Origin of the sequence: Pseudomonas sp. NY15435, from assembly GCF_048068295.1 — a bacterium.
Lineage (GTDB): Bacteria > Pseudomonadota > Gammaproteobacteria > Pseudomonadales > Pseudomonadaceae > Pseudomonas.
This window is the reverse complement of sequence record NZ_JBLUQA010000001.1, coordinates 676043-693995: the sequence shown is the minus strand read 5'-3', so window position 1 is coordinate 693995 and position 17953 is coordinate 676043. Positions and strand designations below refer to the sequence as shown.

17 protein-coding genes are annotated in these 17953 nt (G+C 63.7%); 6 read left to right on the top strand and 11 right to left on the bottom strand.

The features are described from left to right. Window positions 1–77: 77 nt before the first annotated feature. Window positions 78–1112: an AraC family transcriptional regulator gene (locus ACNFH5_RS03305; protein WP_416744165.1), complete on the top strand. Its 1035-nt coding sequence runs from the start codon at window positions 78–80 to the stop codon at window positions 1110–1112. A gap of 82 nt (window positions 1113–1194) precedes the next feature. Here ACNFH5_RS03305 and ACNFH5_RS03300 read toward each other — a convergent pair whose 3' ends face one another. Next, window positions 1195–2151 carry an NAD-dependent epimerase/dehydratase family protein gene (locus ACNFH5_RS03300; protein ID WP_416744164.1) on the bottom strand — a complete coding sequence of 319 codons (957 nt, stop codon included), beginning with the start codon at window positions 2149–2151 and terminating at the stop codon, window positions 1195–1197. A gap of 207 nt (window positions 2152–2358) precedes the next feature. Between ACNFH5_RS03300 and ACNFH5_RS03295 the strand changes: the two genes are divergently transcribed. After that, window positions 2359–3732, top strand: coding sequence for a M16 family metallopeptidase (locus tag ACNFH5_RS03295; protein ID WP_416744163.1), 1374 nt, complete (start codon window positions 2359–2361; stop codon window positions 3730–3732). A 25-nt stretch (window positions 3733–3757) separates the two neighbouring features. Here ACNFH5_RS03295 and ACNFH5_RS03290 read toward each other — a convergent pair whose 3' ends face one another. Both ACNFH5_RS03290 and ACNFH5_RS03285 read right to left on the bottom strand, forming a co-directional pair. After that, entirely contained in the window at window positions 3758–4309 is a 552-nt protein-coding gene (locus tag ACNFH5_RS03290; RefSeq protein ID WP_416744161.1) for a GNAT family N-acetyltransferase, read from the bottom strand. A gap of 124 nt (window positions 4310–4433) precedes the next feature. Continuing rightward, a complete protein-coding gene (locus tag ACNFH5_RS03285; protein WP_416744159.1) occupies window positions 4434–5723 on the bottom strand; it encodes an MFS transporter in 1290 nt (429 codons plus the stop codon). Between the two features lie 427 nt (window positions 5724–6150). Between ACNFH5_RS03285 and ACNFH5_RS03280 the strand changes: the two genes are divergently transcribed. Beyond that, entirely contained in the window at window positions 6151–6807 is a 657-nt protein-coding gene (locus tag ACNFH5_RS03280; RefSeq protein WP_416744158.1) for a serine protease, read from the top strand. On the opposite strand, the gene ACNFH5_RS03275 is transcribed toward ACNFH5_RS03280, so the two are convergent. Both ACNFH5_RS03275 and gltP read right to left on the bottom strand, forming a co-directional pair. Then, a complete protein-coding gene (locus ACNFH5_RS03275) occupies window positions 6789–8018 on the bottom strand; it encodes a nucleoside recognition domain-containing protein (RefSeq protein WP_416744156.1) in 1230 nt (409 codons plus the stop codon). The two genes, ACNFH5_RS03280 and ACNFH5_RS03275, sit on opposite strands and share 19 nt — an antisense overlap. 107 nt (window positions 8019–8125) lie before the next feature. Next, a complete protein-coding gene (gene gltP / locus ACNFH5_RS03270; protein ID WP_054907601.1) occupies window positions 8126–9475 on the bottom strand; it encodes a glutamate/aspartate:proton symporter GltP in 1350 nt (449 codons plus the stop codon). A 683-nt stretch (window positions 9476–10158) separates the two neighbouring features. On the opposite strand from gltP, the gene ACNFH5_RS03265 reads away from it, so the two are divergent. Continuing rightward, window positions 10159–10818, top strand: coding sequence for a DUF3313 domain-containing protein (locus tag ACNFH5_RS03265; RefSeq protein ID WP_416744154.1), 660 nt, complete (start codon window positions 10159–10161; stop codon window positions 10816–10818). 220 nt (window positions 10819–11038) lie between these two features. Here ACNFH5_RS03265 and ACNFH5_RS03260 read toward each other — a convergent pair whose 3' ends face one another. The 5 genes from ACNFH5_RS03260 to ACNFH5_RS03240 form a co-directional block, all read right to left on the bottom strand. Next, window positions 11039–11509 carry an inhibitor of vertebrate lysozyme family protein gene (locus ACNFH5_RS03260; RefSeq protein WP_416744153.1) on the bottom strand — a complete coding sequence of 157 codons (471 nt, stop codon included), beginning with the start codon at window positions 11507–11509 and terminating at the stop codon, window positions 11039–11041. Window positions 11510–11549: 40 nt separating this feature from the next. Then, window positions 11550–11711: a DUF1328 domain-containing protein gene (locus ACNFH5_RS03255; protein WP_017518828.1), complete on the bottom strand. Its 162-nt coding sequence runs from the start codon at window positions 11709–11711 to the stop codon at window positions 11550–11552. A gap of 168 nt (window positions 11712–11879) precedes the next feature. Then, window positions 11880–12197, bottom strand: coding sequence for a hypothetical protein (locus ACNFH5_RS03250; RefSeq protein ID WP_416744151.1), 318 nt, complete (start codon window positions 12195–12197; stop codon window positions 11880–11882). 278 nt (window positions 12198–12475) lie between these two features. Then, entirely contained in the window at window positions 12476–12910 is a 435-nt protein-coding gene (locus tag ACNFH5_RS03245; RefSeq protein ID WP_416744150.1) for a ferritin-like domain-containing protein, read from the bottom strand. Window positions 12911–12942: 32 nt separating this feature from the next. Beyond that, window positions 12943–13797, bottom strand: a complete 855-nt coding sequence (locus tag ACNFH5_RS03240; protein ID WP_416744149.1) for a BON domain-containing protein — start codon at window positions 13795–13797, stop codon at window positions 12943–12945. 230 nt (window positions 13798–14027) lie between these two features. Here ACNFH5_RS03240 and algB point away from each other — a divergent pair, with 230 nt between their 5' ends. Beyond that, window positions 14028–15374, top strand: a complete 1347-nt coding sequence (gene algB, locus ACNFH5_RS03235; RefSeq protein WP_416744148.1) for a sigma-54-dependent response regulator transcription factor AlgB — start codon at window positions 14028–14030, stop codon at window positions 15372–15374. 2 nt (window positions 15375–15376) lie between these two features. Then, complete coding sequence (locus ACNFH5_RS03230) at window positions 15377–17164, top strand: KinB sensor domain-containing domain (RefSeq protein WP_416744388.1); 1788 nt, start codon at window positions 15377–15379, stop codon at window positions 17162–17164. Here ACNFH5_RS03230 and ACNFH5_RS03225 read toward each other — a convergent pair. Beyond that, window positions 17161–17943 (bottom strand): N-acetylmuramoyl-L-alanine amidase, encoded by a 783-nt coding sequence (locus ACNFH5_RS03225; RefSeq protein ID WP_416744147.1) that lies wholly within the window; start codon window positions 17941–17943, stop codon window positions 17161–17163. The two genes, ACNFH5_RS03230 and ACNFH5_RS03225, sit on opposite strands and share 4 nt — an antisense overlap. Window positions 17944–17953 lie beyond the last annotated feature (10 nt).

Here is a 17953-nt window from a genome sequence, read left to right as displayed (position 1 = left end):
GGTTCCGTCGGAACCTTCGCCAGCCCCTACAAAGTCCTGATATCACGACGCCCAGGGTTCGGGCAGAATCCGCCGCCATGGAAGCATGCACTCAATCTCAACGTCCTCCCTCGGTCAGCGCCAGCCTGACCCAGGCCATCCTGCTGGCGGCTGTGCGTCTCGGTCTGAACCGCGACGCGCTGCTCGCCGCCAGCGGCATTCAGGAATCCCAGCTCAGCGACCCGGACGCGCGCATCGACTTCGCGTTGCAGGAGCGCATGTGGGCAGCGATCCAGTCCGACCTGAAGCAAGACGAGCCCGGCCTGGCCATGGGGCGGGCGCTGTCGCCGGCGTCCTTCAGCGCGCTGGGCTATCTGCTGCAGTCGAGCACCACGATGGGTGATGCCCTCGAATCGGCGATGCGCTATCAACGCCTGGTGGGCGAAGGTGGCCAGGTGGCCATCGAGGCGCAAGCCGAGATCATCTGGGTGAGTTACCGCCCGCTGCACCCGGAACCACCGGCCACCCGCGCCCGCGCGCTGGCACTGCTGGCGTTCTGGGCGCGGCAGCTGCGCGCACTGCTTGCTGGCCTGCAACTGGCCGGTTGCCGCTTCATGCACAGCCAACCGGCGAACCTCGCGGACTACGAAAAGGCCTTCGATTGCCCTCTGCAATTCGACGCAATGGACTACGCCCTGGGCCTACCCCGCGCGCTCATCGACGCGCCGCTGCCGCAGGCCAACCCGCCACTACGCGACCTTCTGCGCCAGCACGCCGAGGGCCTGCTCGCCCGTCTGCCCAGCGCCAGCATCAGTGGCCGCGTGGTGGCCATGCTCGGCGAACAACTGACCCGCGGCGAACCTGGCCGCGCCGCAGTAGCCAGCGAGCTGGGCCTGAGTGAACGCACGCTGCAACGCCGGCTGGCGGAAGAAGGCAGCAGTTATCAACAGTTGCTGGCCGATACGCGCCGACAACTGGCGGAACGCTACCTGGGTGAAGGCAACCTGCCGGCCACGGATATTGCCGCCCTGCTCGGCTATTCCGAGCCCAGCGTATTCTTCCGCGCCTTCCGCCACTGGACTGGGCTGACGCCGGGCGAGTACCGCCAACGGCGGCGTCAGGCGGGAAGCTAGCGGGCACATCAAGGCACCAGCTGCAGAGGCGCCTCACAAGCTTTTCAACAGACTTGTCTACAGGTTTTCCACAAACTGGACGTCAGCCGTTCGGCCCGCGCGCGGCCAGATAGGCGAGGAAAGCCTCGCGGCTGGAATAGCGCGGTTCGTAGCCGAACTCCTCCTTCAGCCGGCGGTTGTCCAGCACCGGCCGGTAGCGCAGGTAGTCCACCTGCTCGGGTCCGAAACGCGACAGGCCGAGCGGCTTGAGCAGCCCCAGGCCTACGCGCATCAGGCTTGCCGGCATGGGCCGGTAGGGTTTGTTGAGCAGGGCGGCGATCTCGCGCAAGGACAGGGCTCCATCACCGGCGAGGTTGTAGATGCCCTCGCTGCCGCGCTCCAGCCCCTGGCGAATCACGTTCACTACATCCTGGTCCCAGATGAACACGAAGCGGCTGCGGTGCCCCAGCACTCCCACCAGGGTGGGCCGGGCGAAGAGTTCGGCCAGCGGGTTATGCACACGCCGCCCGAGAATGGTGCCGGGACGCAGGATCAATTGCTTGAGCTGTGGATAACGTTCCCGCGCGTTGGCCAGCAACTGCTCGATCTCCTGCTTGCAGCGGGCATGCAGCAGGTGCGGATGGCCGCGCAGCGGATGCGATTCATCGATCCACTCGGCGTTGTCGCGGTGAAAGCCATAAGCGGCGCCGGAGCTGGTGACGATCAGTTGCTGTACCCCGGTATCGCGCGCCGCCTCGATCAGTGCACGGGTACCGCCGACCTCGATGACATGCCGTTTTTGCGCAGTCATCTCCCGCGGCGGGTTGACCACGGCGGCCAGGTGCACGATTGCATCGGGTTTCCAGTGTTCCACGCAGGCCCGCGTGTGGGCGGCCACACTGAGGTCGAGGGTTACCGGCTCGATGTTCGGTCGCAGGCCCTGGGACTTGATCCGCTGCGTATCGGCGGCAATGAGTGTCCAGTCCAGATGCTGGACGGCAAGCTCATTGAGCAGGCTCTGACCGAGAAATCCTGCGGCGCCGGTAATCAGGACACGCATGTAGCCTCCAGATCGCTCCGGGTGGAACGAACAACGGGTCCATCAGTGAGGTTAGATGATCTGAGCGTAGTGTCGTGGTCCGGCAGCGGCAGTGACCTTGCAGGCCAGAGGCCATGACCGAAGATGCCACCCGACAAAGGTTGAACACGGTGGGTTCGCGCCGGTCATTCCGCTATCCTCTGGGCTTTGCGTTCAGGCACACCGCTCATGCGTTGGTTGTTCGTCCCCCTGTTGTCCCTGCTGCTGAGCACCTGGTCCCATGCGGACCAGCGACAGACGGTCGAGGCCTATCAGTTGGAGAACGGCATGGGCGTGCTGTTCAAGCCCACCCGCGAGAAGGGCCATGTGTCGATCCGCCTGATCGTCGGTGTCGGCTTCAGCGATTTCAGTTGCCGCGACCGGCAGCTTCCGCACCTGATGGAGCATCTGTTCTTCAGCGGCCTGGACGGCGGTGACGAGGCTGACCTCGAGGCGCGCATGCAGGCCTTGGGTGGCCAGTGGAACGCCTACACCAGCGAAGGTGACACCGCCTTCGTCGTCGAATCCCCTGCCGCCACCCAGCGCCAGGTGCTGGACCTGCTGCTGGAAATCATCACTCGCACTCAGCTCGACCAGCGCAAGATCGACTCCGCCAAACAGGTACTGGTGCGCGAGGACGGCGGCCACTATTCGCACCTGCAGCGCTGGCTGGACCACCAGAACGTCAGCCGCGCCGGGCAGGAACAACTGGCCGTGGAGCTTGGCCTGGCCTGTGCTGAACGCGCCCCTGTGGATAACCTTACCCAGGCCCAGTTGGAGCAGCTGCGCAAGGACTGGTACGTCCCCAGCAACATGACCCTGATCATCGTCGGCGACCTCGACCCCCGCCTGCCGGTCTACCTGGGCCGCACCTACGGCGCACTGGTCGACCACGAGACGCCGGAGCGCCGCGACCTGCCGCAGATGAAGAGCACCGCCGAGCGCCAGCGCAACCTGACCACCGGGTTGTTCGGCGAAAGCGCGGTGCTGCATTGGATCTTCCCGGAGCCGGCGGACGCCGATGGCGCCACCCTGGACCTGTTGCAGGCGTACCTGAACGATGCGCTCTATACCGAGCTGCGCGTGCGCCGCGAACTGTCCTACGGGCCGTGGAGCGAGCGCGCCGCCTGGGCCAACCAGGGCTTCATGAGCCTCAATGCAGATGTCGAACGGGACGAGCAAGGCGCGACGCAGAAGGCGCTGCGCGAACTGGTGGAGAATATCCGCCACGACGGCCTCGACCCACAGCGCTTCGCCCGCATCCAGCGGGTGACGCGTGCACAGCTGGCCTGGAGCACACCGGGCAACTCAACGCTGGCGGACTACTACTGGGGCGCGCTGGGGGACTTCGACGACGGCAAATTCCCCGACGAGGACAAACGCCTGGCGAAGGTCAGCCTGGCCCACGCCGACGAGGTGGCGAAGCAACTGTTCAAGGACGAGGGTTATCTGCGCATCGAGAAACCACTGCTGGATGACGACATGGTCTATCCGCTGGCGGCACTGGGCGCCTTGATGCTGGCGGTACTACTGGGACTGGCGCTGTGGCGCCGGCGGGACTGAATCCCCGCCGGAGCAGCTTCAGGCTTCAGAGCGCAAGGCGACGGATGACCTGGCAGGAGTCGTCCGGATCGACCTGGGCGCGGAAGCCCAGTTCGCGCGCCATGTCTCGCATGTCGCGGTCCATGGACGAGTCGATCGAATACATCTGGTGGAAGCCGTTGCGCTTGGCCACGTCGATCAGGTGGCGCATCAGCGCGAGACCCAGGCCCAGCTGCTTGAAGTCGTCGGCAACGGTCACCGCACATTCGCACTGCTGGTTATCCACAGCCGCGTAACGGCTGATGCCGACTTCGCGCAGCTCCCCGTCCACATGGGTCAGGGCAATGAAGGCCATGGTGGTCTGGTAGTCCACGTCCATCAGGCGATCGAGCAATTGGTCGTCGATCTTCACTTCGCCGTGGAAGCGGAACTTGCGGGTCATGGGGGACAGGCGCTCGAGGAACAGGCGCTCGCGCTCGCGGTCTTCCGCGCGCAACGGGCGGATCAGCACGTGGCTGCCGTCGTCGAGGGTTTCTATCCAGTGATCTGCGCCGACAGCCCCGAGGGCTGCGAGCTCGGCTGTGGTGTGGGTGATCATGACGCGTTCTCCGCTGGCGAAGAGGGATTGGGTTGACCCTATCCTTCTCCTGCCGGCGCCGGGCAGGCCTGACCCAAGTCAATGCCGCCCGGAACCGTGCTGGGGCAGAACGTCGCAGCCGGTCTCAGGCGCTGGCGGCCAGAGCTCCGGCACGAACGCGGGCGCCCTTGCGGAACAGCACCAGGGTGGCGAGCAGGCCGAGGGCCGCCGCGCCGCTGAGCCAGATGCCCGGGGCTGCCTTGTTGTCCAGAGTGTGGATAAGCCAGGTACAGACCGCGGGGGTAAAGCCACCGAAGGTCGCGGTCGCCAGGCTGTAGGCCAGGGAGAAACCGGTGGTGCGTACGTCCGCCGGCATGACTTCGGTGAGTGCAACGACCATGGCGCCGTTATAGCTGCCATAGAGGAACGACAGCCACAACTCCACTTCCAGCAGGCGGGCAAAGCTCGGCTCGGCCACCAGCCAGGACAGCATCGGATAGGCCGTGACCAGCGCCAGCACGGTGGCGGCCAGCAGCAGCGGCTTGCGCCCGATGCGGTCAGATAAGGCGCCCATCAGCGGCAGCCATATGAAATTGGAGAGGCCCACGCACATGGTCACCAGCAGGCTGTCGAAGTCCGACAGGTGCAGTTCGTTCTTGCCGAAGGTGGGGGTGTAGGCGGTGATCAGGTAGAAGGACACGGTGGTCATCACCACCATGGCGGTGCCGGCCAGCACCAGGCCGAAGTTCTGACCGATGGAGCGCAGCACCTGGCTTAGGGTCGGACGATGCTTACGCTGCTGGAACTCGGGAGTTTCCTCCAGCGAGCGGCGGATGATGAACAGCGCCGGGACGATCAGGCAGCCGACGAAGAAGGGCACGCGCCAACCCCACTCGCCCATGTCCTGCGGGCTCAGCCAGTGGTTGAGGATTACGCCCAGCAGCCCGGCGAAGACCACCGCGACCTGTTGGCTCGCCGACTGCCAGCTGACGAAGAAGCCGCGCTTTCCGGGAGTCGCAATCTCCGCGAGGTAGACCGACACACCGCCCAGCTCCACGCCGGCAGAGAAGCCCTGCAGCAGGCGGCCGAAGAGCACCAGCAAGGGTGCCGCGACGCCCAGCGTGGCGTAACCGGGCACGAAGGCAATCAGCAGCGTGCCCATGGCCATCAGGCCGAGGGTGATGATCAGTCCCTGGCGGCGGCCGTGACGGTCGATGTAGGCACCGAGGAAGATGGCCCCCAACGGGCGCATCAGGAAGCCGGCACCAAAGGTCGCCAGCGACAGCATCAGGGAGGCGAAGGGGTCATCGCCGGGGAAGAAGGTCTTGGCAATGGCGGTGGCATAGAAGCCATACACCATGAAGTCATACATCTCGAGGAAGTTGCCACTCACCACACGGAAGACGGCTTTGGCTTTGGAGTTGTTCGAGGCCATAAGAACATCGCTCAGGGCTGATACACGGGGGACTTCCCGGCGGGAAATCGATGATCCCCATCCGTGGCAGGCAGGCTCTGGATGGGCGACTTATTTGTAACCCTATGTGTAAAAGCCTCGGCTCGACAATCAGAAAATGGCTCAAAGGCCCATATTTACTGGAATTGAAAGCTTGGCGAAAGCTTCGAGACCGCTCATCGGAAAACTATCTTCTGCGATTAAATTCTCATTCCAGAAGATCCCTGGTACTGATCGTTGAAACTCGTTGACTCCTCTATAAATTAACTTCCTACAGATTAATTTGTAGGAAACCTTCATTAATGACGATACTTATTAAATAAATAGCGCAAGTAAGAATCTTATATTTATATAGGAATTTTCCATGGTTAATAGTTAGCTTTTCCCACAAATAAGGGAGAGCTTTCGTATGAAAAATCTATGGGGAATTCTGCTAGTGCCTTTCCTGGCCAGCTGCAACGGCTGGGTCTCACCGGAGACTGACGACGATCTGACGGACCGCTACTTCACCGTCCTCTCCGGCCCGCCGATTCCCGGCTTCATCGTCGCCTCGGCGGTGCAATGGAATGCCGACTACGCCGTGACTGCCGCCCACACACCCTTTCTGCGTCACCAGGCCTACCGCTGCAGTACCGGCTGTGACTTGCTGTTCATTGCCCACAAGGCCGACGGCGCCTTGCCGCAATGGCGTCAGTTCCGCGCGGGCGAAGCCGTCACGGCGCTGGGCAGCAGCTCGCTGCTGATTCCCATGAGCGCCCGTGGCAAGGTCTGGCCCGTGCCCTTCGTCGATAACGGCTCCGCCAACGGTGAGCGCTACGCCGTGCACGATGCAGCGATTGCCAAGGGGATGTCCGGCGGGCCGCTGATCGCCAGCGACGGCAGCGTGCTGGGGATCAACATCGGCTACCAGGCGGGCTTCACCCCACCGGTGGACCGACCCGAGTTGGCCGGCATGTCACGCCTCAGCGTGTTCGTGCCCTACAGCGTGATCCAGCGCGAATGGCTGCTGTTCCAGGCGCAGTCGGCGCGCAAGACCACTCACGCTCTTCAGGCGAAGAACCAGTAGCAGACGCCGATGGACGCCAGCACGCCGGACAGGTCCGCCAGCAGCGCGCAGCCCACGGCATGGCGGGCGCGCTGGATGCCGACGGCGCCGAAGTACACGGCGAGCACGTAGAAGGTGGTCTCGGTACTGCCCTGCACCGTGGCAGCCACCAGGGCTGGGAAGCTGTCCACGCCGTGGGATTGCATGGTTTCCAGCAGCATCGCGCGCGCGGCACTGCCGGAGAACGGCTTGACCAGCGCGGTGGGCAGCGCGTCGACGAAGCGGGTGTCCCAGCCCACGCCTTCAACCACCCAGCGGATGCCATCCAGCGCCATCTCCAGCGCACCGGAGGCACGCAGTACGCCCACCGCGCAGAGCATTGCCACCAGGTAAGGCAGCAGGCTCTTGGCGACGTCGAAGCCTTCTTTAGCGCCTTCGACGAAGGTTTCGTACACCGGCACCTTCTTCAGCCAGCCGACGACAAGGAACAGCATGATGATGCCGAACAGCGTGAGATTGCCCAGCAGCGAGGATAGCTGCGCCAGCGCGGTGGCGGACAGCCCCGCCAGCAGTGCCATGAAAGCACCCAGCGCCAGCGCTCCGGGAATCAGGTAGGCCAGCACCACCGGGTCCCACAGGCGCAGGCGCTGCATCACCGCCACGCTGAGCAGGCCGACCAGAGTCGATGCGCTGGTCGCCAGCAGGATCGGCAGGAACACCAGGGTCGGGTCTACCGCGCCCTGCTGGGCGCGGTACATGAAAATGGTCACCGGCAACAGGGTCAGCGACGAGGCGTTGAGCACCAGGAAGAGGATCTGCGCGTTGCTTGCGGTGGTGCTACTGGGATTGAGCTCCTGCAGCGCCTTCATGGCCTTCAGGCCGATGGGCGTGGCGGCGTTGTCCAGGCCCAGGCCGTTGGCGGCGAAGTTGAGGGTGATCAGGCCGATGGCGGGATGGCCGGCGGGCACTTCCGGCATCAGGCGGCGGAACAGCGGGCCGAGCAATACGGCGAGCTTCTCCACCAGGCCGGCCTTTTCAGCGATGCGCAGGAAGCCCAGCCACAGGGTCAGGGTGCCGAACAGCAGCACCATGACCTCCACCGACAGCTTGGCCATGGCGAACAGGCTTTCCACCATGGCGGCGAACACGGTGGCCTCGCCCCCCAGCAGCCAGCGGGAAAGCGCGGTGACCGCCGCGACGATGAAAAAGCCCAGCCACAGGCCGTTGAGCATGCGATGTCCCCCTTGGAATGGCCGCGATGATAGCGGCACGGGCGCCCCCGGCGCCAGAAACGACAAGGCCCCGGACTAAGCGGGGCCTTGTGGATAACCTTTGCGGGTCAGTGAGCGGCGGGGCTTTCCTTGCCGTCCGCACTCTCGCCTTCGAGGAAAGCTTCGACGCGGCCATTCTGCATAGCCTGCCAGTAGCGGGCGCCCTTCTGCGCGTCGTACACACCTTCCCACTTGGAGATCACCAGGACCGCAAGGGCGTTGCCGATCACGTTCAGCGCGGTGCGCGCCATGTCCATGATGCGGTCGACACCGGCGATGAAGGCCAGGCCTTCCAGCGGAATGCCCACGCTGCCCAGGGTCGCCAGCAGCACCACGAAGGAAACGCCCGGCACACCGGCGATACCCTTGGAGGTGACCATCAGGGTCAGCACCAGCATCAGTTGCTGGCCGATGGACAGGTCGATGCCATAGAGCTGGGCGATGAAGATCGCCGCGATGCTCTGGTACAGGGTCGAGCCATCAAGGTTGAACGAGTAGCCGGTGGGTACCACGAAGCTGCTCACGGCCTTCGGCGCACCGTAGGCTTCCATCTTCTCGATGATGCGCGGCAGCACTGTCTCGGAGCTGGCAGTGGAATACGCCAGGACCAGCTCGTCCTTGAAGATGCGCATCAGCTTGATGATGGAGAAGCCGAACAGGCGCGCAGCCAGGCCCAGCACCATGAAGGCGAAGAAGGCGATGGCGAAGTACACCAGCACCACCAGCTTGGCCAGTGGCAGCAGCGAGGCGAAGCCGAAGTTGGCGACCGTCACCGCGATCAGCGCGAACACGCCGATGGGGGCGTAGCGCATGATCATGTGGGTGACGCGGAACATGGCCTCGGCCACACCCTGGAACATCTTCACCAGCGGCTCGCGGGTCGGCGCCGGCAGCGAGGACAGGCCCAGGCCGAACATCACCGAGAAGAAGATGATCGGCAGCATCTCGCCACGGGCCATGGCCGCGAAGATGTTCGACGGGATCAGGTTGAGGATGGTCTCGATGAACGCGTGGTGGTGTTCGACTTCCTTGGCGGTCTGCGCGTACTGGGAGATATCCACAGTGCCCAGGGTGCTCATGTCGATGCCGGCGCCGGGCTGGAAGATGTTCGCCAGCAGCAGGCCGACCACGATGGCGACCGTGGTGATGATTTCGAAGTAGATGATGGTCTTCAGACCGATTCGTCCGAGCTTCTTCGCATCACCCATGCCGGCAATACCGACGATGAGCGATGAAATCACGATCGGTACGACGATCATCTTGATCAGGCGGATGAAGATGTCGCCCGCCGGCTGGAGGATATTGCTGATCCACCAGGCCTTTTCCGCGCTGAAATGGTTGAGCGCGGCGCCCAGTGCAATTCCGAGTACCAGGCCGATGAGGATCTGCCAGGCGAGGCTGAGCTTGGCTTTGCCCATAGTGAGTCACCCTTGATTCTTGTGGAAGTCGGGGTTCGCCGGATCACCGGGATGCCGATGCCTGCGAAAAAAGGGGCGCATGATTCCGACCCTCCCCTTCTCCGTCTAATGCCGGAAATGCCTACCCCATGCACAATCGGCATAGGAAAAGGCATCTGAAACCTTGGTTCCAGGTCGTAAGACCCTTGCTTTTCTGCATGACACAGGCTCCTCAACGCCTGCCACGCAGCACTCTTCAAAGCCGTCTAGGCTTGGTGCAAATCGGCCATCAATGGCCCGGATTGATCGGTCAGCAAGCTTCGGACGCTCGGGTCGCGGCTTGTTGTTACCGGATGTACGGTCGCCGTCGGGAGACCGTCACGGATGGCCGGAGGGCGGGGAAATGGCCCAACGGCTGCAGGGCTGGCAGGAATGCGGGCGCTCTTGTGGATAAGTCGCCGGATTCCGCTCTTCATTGTTGCGGTGGCCGCTTCCCGGGTGGATTGGGGTAAATCGACTGACGGGAATCGGCGAGTGATTGTAAGGCGTTTCCACAACACTCTGAATTGACTGACATCAGTGAAGTTCGACCGGCTTCGAGCGAGCGTGCGGATACCCTGCGGCCGCCGCGACAGCCGGGTTGGCAACGGGTTGTTCAATGTGGTGAAAGCACAACGCGGTGACACTCTGAATAAGGAAGCTCTATGACGCGACGCTACGTAGTACCCACTCTGCTCTTCGCCGGCGCCCTGGCACTGGCCGGCTGCTCCAGCCAGAAACCGGACGCCTCGCAGTACTCGGGCTTTCTCGGCGACTACTCGCAACTCAAGCCCGCCACCTCCCCCAGTGGCCAGCCGGTGCTGCGCTGGGTAGACCCGAACCTGAAGCTTACGAACTACAGCTCGGTGCTGGTGGAACGTCCGGTCTATTACCCGCCGCCCAAGCCGAATGAGAACATCGACCAGACGACCCTCAACGAAATCCCCGACTACCTGAAGAAGCAGGTCGAGCTGCAACTGGGCAGCCGCTACCGCATCGTCCAGCAGGCTGATCGCGACACCCTGGTGCTGCGCACCGCGATCACCGGGGTGAACATCTCCACCGAGGGGCTGAAGGCCTACGAAGTAATCCCGATTGCTCTTGTGGTGGCGGCAACGACCACGGCCATCGGCACCCGTGACCAGGACACCGAGGTCTATGTGGAATTCGAGGCGCTGGATGGTGCGACCAGCAAACCGGTCGCCAAGGTGGTGCGCAAGGGCGCGGGCAACACGCTGGAGAACACCAGCACTCACCTCACCCTGACGGATCTGAAACCGGTGCTCGATGGTTGGGCGCGGGACGCGGCCAACTTCAAGCCCTGATCTCGCAAGCCCTGACCCTATAAAGAAATGTGGCGCTCCGGAGCCGGCGCGGATTTCCCACGCCGGTTCCGAAGGCCTTGCCTGACCCGGCCCGCCTCAGCGGAGGTACCCCCTGTACCCCTGGGTCGTTCCGGACATGGCGCATCCCGAACATCCCGGCCCCCTGGCCCTGCGTACGCCTTCTGGGTACGCGAATCTCTGAACCTGTCTGCTGGTACGGTCAGTACCAGTTCGGATCGCTCTTGAGCTGGTCGTCGAGGATCCGTTTCACCGAATCGTCCGGCTCGCCGAGCCAGCGGAAACTCGCGTGCTTGCTCGGCGACTTGTCCGCCGGAAGGTTCTCGGGAACCTTCACGTACAGCGCGTAGGCCTTGTCCTTGTCCCAGGTGAAGGCCACGTAGAGCCGTTGGGCAGCGCAGTTGTGCTGCTCGCACAACTGCCCGACCAGGTATTTGTCTCCCTGCTCATCGACCGCCTGCATCGGCGTCGCGGTACCGCTGAGGTTCATCACCCAGTCCGGCAGGCGGCTTTCATCCTTGACCACCGATTGCCAGGTTTCGCGGTACTGCTGGTCGCTGGCGATCAGCTCATTGAGACGGTACTGCGCGTCCTTGTCCGCCTCGGCGGCCAGGGCATTCGCCCCGGCGCCGGCGAGCAGAAGGGACAGCAGGAGGTTGCGGGTAAAGCTCATCGGTTCGCTCCTTGCTCGACTTCAGCCTGTTCCATGGACATCACCCTCGACGACGCCCCATGAAGAACGACACGATGAACAGCACCAGGAAAATCACGAACAGGATCTTGGCGATACTGGTAGCGGCGCCGGCGATACCACCGAAGCCCAGGACCGCGGCGATGATGGCGATGATCAGGAATGTCAGTGCCCAGCTAAGCATGGGGTCTCTCCTCTTCTCGTTGTCGAATCGGTACCACTTCGGGTACCTGCTCCGGAGCCACATGGCAGCCTCCGGAAGGGGTTTCCGCCCGGGCGCTTCCGGGCGCTTCCGGGCACTGCGGACCTGGCGGGCAGACCAGCGGCCTACCGGCGATTCAATGAATGTCCATCAGAACACCCAGCCGCCCTGAGTGCGGGCCATCGGCTGGACCTGAGCCTGGGTTTGCGCCTGGGGAGCCTGCAGAACCTCAGCCGGGTTGCGGGCCGGAGCAGCCTGTGGATAACGCGAAGCTTCGCGGTACAGGCCGGGCGCGCTGGAGGAGCTAGGGACGTAAGCGACCGGAGCGCCGGCAGCCTGGACATGGGAGACCTGCATCTGCAGCTGCACCTGGTTGATCAGCAGCAGCAGGAGCGCGCCGGCAAAGAAGATCCGGCTCCACACATCAATACGCGCAACTTGCACTTGGCTGTTGGTTCCGCTGTTCATCCCGTTTCTCCTGCCCGTCGTCGCTCTGTCTGTTGCACCTTGAGGCCTTTCCTCGGGCCTCCGGGCTCTCGTCGCCGCGGGTGGTTTTGTTGACTGTCTTGCAGTAGGAATTGCACGCCGCATGCCAGTCTTTGAGATCAATTTTTTCCTTTTTAAATCAATAACTTAAATAAAGAACTCAGGTCCCTTTTCACCGCATCCTGCACGATGGGCCGGGATGCGTCGTGCGTTTTGCAATCCCGGCTAACGGACGCCTCCCTGCGCCCGTGTGAACTGGGTCACTTCAGCGAATGTTTCAGCTCGCTCATCTGGTCGTGACAGGCGCGCACCTTCGGCAGCTCAGCGCGCAGCAGCGCCTGGGTTTCCGGTGTGCCGTTCTGCAGCGCGTCCTCGAAGGCGTGGAGAATGCGGTCCTCGGTCTCCTCCAGCTGGGCGACGTAGGTGGCGCTTTCGTCGCTGGCCAGGGTGGCGCGCGTATCGGCATACACCTGGCGCAGCTTGCCCAGCAGAGTGCCGCCGGTGGCGGGGTCCTCATGGTTGGCCGCGACCTTGCCGGCCAGGGCGTTAATCACGTCGGTCTTGGCCTGCGCCATGGACTGAAACAGCCGCTGCAGCCGGGCATCCTTCACTTCCTGGATGGCGTGCTGGTAGAAACGCTGGCCGTCGCGGGTGATCTCGATGAGTTCATTGAGCTGACTAGTCGTGCGGGTCATGACAGTTCTCCTGGGAAGAATGGGTGGAAGAGTCAGGCAGCCTGGCCGGCCACCTTCAGCGCGGCGGCGTCCACCTCACGCACACCACGGGTCTTGCGAGCGGAATCAATCAATTGCTGGCGCTCGTCGGCGCTGGGCACCTGGCCACTGAGGGTCACCACGCCGTCACGAGTGGACACGCCGATGGAGAGCCCCTGCAGCGCATGGGCGGAGAGAATGCCTGCCTTGATCTGGCTGGTGATCCAGGCGTCGCTGACGGCGGCCTGGGCATCGCCGACGGACTTCTCGAATGTCTGGGTGGAGGCGGCGTCGGGGTCGACCTTCAGGCGGTTATCCACAGCGCTGACACCTTCGGTCTGCGCTGCGAGGTGCGCAGCCTGCTGGCTGGCTTCCTCGCTGATCACGCTGCCCTCGAGAGTGACGGCGCCGGATTTGCTGCTGACCTTGATGTCGAGGCCTTCGCCGCGCTTTTCCAGCAACAGCTTGGACTTCACCTTGGCCGCCAGCGTGGCGTCGTCCCAGCGCTGGACCACGCCTTCGTCCTTCGCGGTGCCAGGCTTTTGCCCGTCAGCCAACGACGCATCCACGCCCAACTGGTTATCCACAGCGCTGATACCTTCGACGCTGCCGGCGATCTGCCCGGCCAGCGCCTTCTGTTCTTCGCTGGCCACGGCTCCGGTCAGCTGCGCGCGGCCGCTTTCCACATCCACCTTGATCGCGTATGGCTTGAGTTCGCGGTTGAGGTTGATGGCCGTCCAGATCGAACCCTCCTGGCGCGCTTCAGCCAGTTGTGCGCTCAGCCCGGCCTCGGCGGCATGGCTGGCCATTGGCTGCAGAGCGAGCAGAGCAGAACTCAGGGCGAAGGCAAGGATCTTCGGATTGGGCATGGCGGTCTCCGTCAAACGATGGTGCGAAATAGGATTCGCAAGCGCCGTGCCAGTGCGTTCTTGTGGATAAAATTCTTGTAATTCAATGTGTTGGGATGTCTGTAGATAACCCCGGACTGTGCACCCTGCCCGAAGTACCAGAAAGATTCTTGCAACTTGCACGAAAAACCCTGGACTAAGAAAAATCGCACCCTTTACAACAACGAATCACACAACGAGGAAATCGCTGAATGGACGCAACGCCTGAACAGCAAGGCCGGATCCTGCTGGTCGATGACGAGTCCGCCATCCTGCGCTCGTTCCGCTATTGCCTGGAGGACGAGGGCTACAGCGTGGCCACCGCCAGCAGTGCTCAACAGGCTGAGAACCTGCTGCAGCGCCAGGTGTTCGACCTGTGCTTCCTCGACCTGCGCCTGGGCGATGACAACGGCCTGGACGTGCTGGCGCAGATGCGCGTACAGGCGCCGTGGATGCGCGTGGTGATAGTCACCGCGCATTCGGCAGTCGACACCGCCGTGGATGCCATGCAGGCCGGTGCCGCCGACTACCTGGTGAAACCCTGCAGCCCCGACCAGTTGCGCCTGGCCGCTGCCAAGCAATTGGAAGTGCGCCAGCTCACCGCACGCATCGAGGCGCTGGAAGGCGAGATGCGCAAGCAAGGCGATGTACTGGAATCCCACAGCCCGGCCATGGCCGCCGTGCTGGAGACGGCCCGCCAGGTGGCTGCGACTGACGCCAACATCCTCATCCTCGGCGAGTCCGGCTCGGGTAAGGGGGAGCTGGCGCGGGCAATCCATGGCTGGAGCAAGAGGGCGAAGAAATCCTGCGTCACCATCAACTGCCCGTCGCTGTCTGCCGAACTGATGGAAAGCGAGCTGTTCGGCCACAGCCGTGGCGCCTTCACCGGCGCCACCGAGAACACCCTCGGACGTATCAGCCAGGCCGATGGTGGCACGCTGTTCCTCGACGAGATCGGCGATTTTCCCCTCATACTTCAACCAAAACTGCTGCGTTTCATCCAGGACAAGGAGTACGAGCGCATCGGCGACCCGGTAACCCGCAACGCCGACGTGCGCATCCTCGCCGCCACCAACCGCGACCTTGCTGGCATGGTTGCCCAAGGCACTTTCCGCGAGGACCTGCTCTACCGGCTGAACGTCATCGTGTTGAATCTGCCACCGTTGCGCGAACGCGCTGAGGACATCATCGGCCTGGCCGAACGCTTCCTCGCCCGGTTCGTGAAGGACTACGGCCGACCGGCGCGCGGTTTTACCGAAGAAGCCCGTGCGTTGCTGCGACGCTACAGCTGGCCTGGCAACGTCCGCGAGCTGCGCAACGTGATCGAACGAGCGAGCATCATCTGCAATCTTGAACTGATTGGCGTAGAACAGCTGGCAATCGGCGGACAGACCACCAGCTCCGCACCACGCATTGGCGAGGCGATGAGCCTGGAAGAACTGGAGAAAGCCCATATCGCCGCCGTCATGGCCTCCAGCACGACTCTTGACCAGGCGGCCAAGACCCTGGGGATCGACGCTTCGACGCTCTATCGCAAGCGCAAGCAGTACAGCCTGTGAACCTGCCAATCCCGATGACGCTGCGGACGAGGCTGTTCCTCAGCATTTCCGCACTCATCACGGTGGCCCTGCTGGGGCTGCTCCTGGGCCTGTTCAGCGTGGTGCTGACCGGCCGTGAGCAGGCCCAGCTGATCCAGCGAAACTTCGACGCCATCGAGGTCAGCCAGCGCCTGCGCCAGGCACTGGGAGACGAGTTGGTGCAGGTTCTCAGCGCCCGGCCTAGCCCCGAGTCACTGGAACGGGCCAGGACGCACTTTGCCCAGGCGCTGGAGCAGGGGCGGGCCATGGCGCGCACCAGTGGCGAACGCCAGGCCATGGCCGAAATCGCCGATGCCCACCGCCTATTCGTCGAGGCAACTGACACGCCCGGCCCGGGGCGCCCGGAACTGCTGGAGGACAGCGACCTCAGCCGCACCCTCGACGTCCTGCGCAACCGACTGCTGGCGCTACACCAGGGGGCGATGCAGAACATCAGCGCCGACGAGCGCTCGGCCCGCGACCGCACCTTACTGGTCAGCGGCCTGCTCGGATTGATCGGCATAGCCATCCTGGTCGTCGGTTTCATCACGGCCCACAGCATCGCCCGCCGCTTCGGCGCGCCCATCGAGATACTGGCAAAGGCCGCGGACAAAATCGGCCAGGGCGAATTCGACGTCACTCTGCCGGTTTCCGGTGTCGCCGAGATGTCTTCGCTGAGCCGTCGCTTCGGCCTGATGGCGGAGGCCCTGCGCCTGTATCGCGCCAGCAATACCGAGGCGCTTGGCTCTGGCCGCAAGCGTCTGCTGGCAGTGCTCGACAGCATCGACGACGGGCTGGTGATCCTCGACCGCCACGGTCGCATCGAACACGCCAACCCCGTCGCCACTCGACAGCTGTTTTCCCACAGCGATCCCCAGGGGCAGGAGTTGGGCGGTCTGCTCAGCAATCCGGCGCTGACCCAGGCGGTGCAACGGGTGCTGAGCGGCAACCTGCTGGATGAAACCCCACAGGACCTGGTGGTGGAAGTGGGCGGCGAAAGCCGGCTGCTGACCTGGGGTATATCGCCGGTCAGCCATGATGATGGGCGCAATATTGGCGCGGTGATGGTAGTGCGCGACGTCACCGAACAGCGCGCCTTCGAGCGTGTGCGCAATGACTTCGTCCTGCGCGCCTCCCACGAGCTACGCACACCCATGACCGGCATGCACATGGCCTTCGGCCTGCTGGCCGAACGGCTGAAATTCCCCGAGGAATCCCGCGAGCGCGACCTGGTCCGCACTGTGGATGAGGAGATGCACCGACTGGTAAGGCTGATCAACGATCTGCTGAATTTCTCTCGCTACCAGAGCGGCACCCAGAAACTGGAGCTGCAGTTGTGCGATGTGGGCGAACTACTGCGACAGGCGCACCAACGCTTTGCCGATCCCGCCGCACAGAAGCGCATCGAGCTGGACCTGGAAGTCGCCGAGGGTCTGCCGCCGATCAACATCGACCGTATGCAGATCGAGCGCGTGCTGGATAACCTGGTCGGCAACGCGCTGCGCCATACCCCGGAAGGCGGCACCATTCGCCTGCAAGCGCGTTGCCAGGAAGAACGCGTAGCGATTGCCGTGGAAGACAGCGGCGACGGCATTCCATTGAGCCAGCAAGGACGGATCTTCGAACCCTTCGTGCAGGTAGGCCGCAAGAAAGGCGGCGTCGGGCTCGGCCTGGCGCTGTGCCGGGAAATCGTGCAGCTGCATGGCGGCCGCATCGCCCTGCGTTCGCAGCAAGGTAAAGGCTCGCGCTTCTACCTGCTGCTGCCGGTTTAGGAGGTCGGAACCGCCAGCAGCAACGCGGCGGTTTCCAGGTCCGGCTCGCCGTCGAAGCGCTCCGGGCGGAAGCGCATCTGGAACGCCGCGATCACGTTGCGGGTTTCCTCATTCATCACCCCATCGAGCGGCACCGCATAACCGTGGCGCGCCAGCTGTTGCTGGAACCAGACCGGAGCCGGCAGCTCGCCGTTCAGCTCGGCTAGACGACGTGCCAGCTCGCCCGGCTTCGGCCAGGGGATCAGGCCGGCTTCGGCGAGCTTCTTCCAGGGGAACAGAGGGCCCGGATCGACCTTGCGCTGGGGGGCGATGTCGCTATGGCCGAGGATGTGTTCCGGGGTGATGCCCTGGCGCTGGGTGATGTCTCGCAGCAGCGCGATCAGTGCGTCGATCTGCGCATCCGGGTAGGGATACCAGATCTTGCCACTGGGCGTGTCGCGGTAGCCGGGGTTCACCAGTTCGATGCCGATGGAAGTGGAGTTCAACCACGTCCTGCCTTGCCATTCGCTGGCGCCGGCATGCCAGGCTCGGCGGTTCTCGTCCACCAGTTGGTAGATGGTCGCCGGGTTGTCGCCGATCAGATAGTGCGCGCTCACCTCGCCATGGGTCAGCAGCGCCAGCGAGCGCGGCAGGTCGGCCGAGGTGTAGTGGACGATGACGTACTGGATGCGGCTGTCCTGGTTCTTCGACACATGCTCGCGATTGATCTGCAACCCCTTGTCGGCGCAGCCGGCGAGCAGGGTGGTGAGAAGCGCGAAGGTCAGGACACGCAAGGTCATGGCAGTTCTC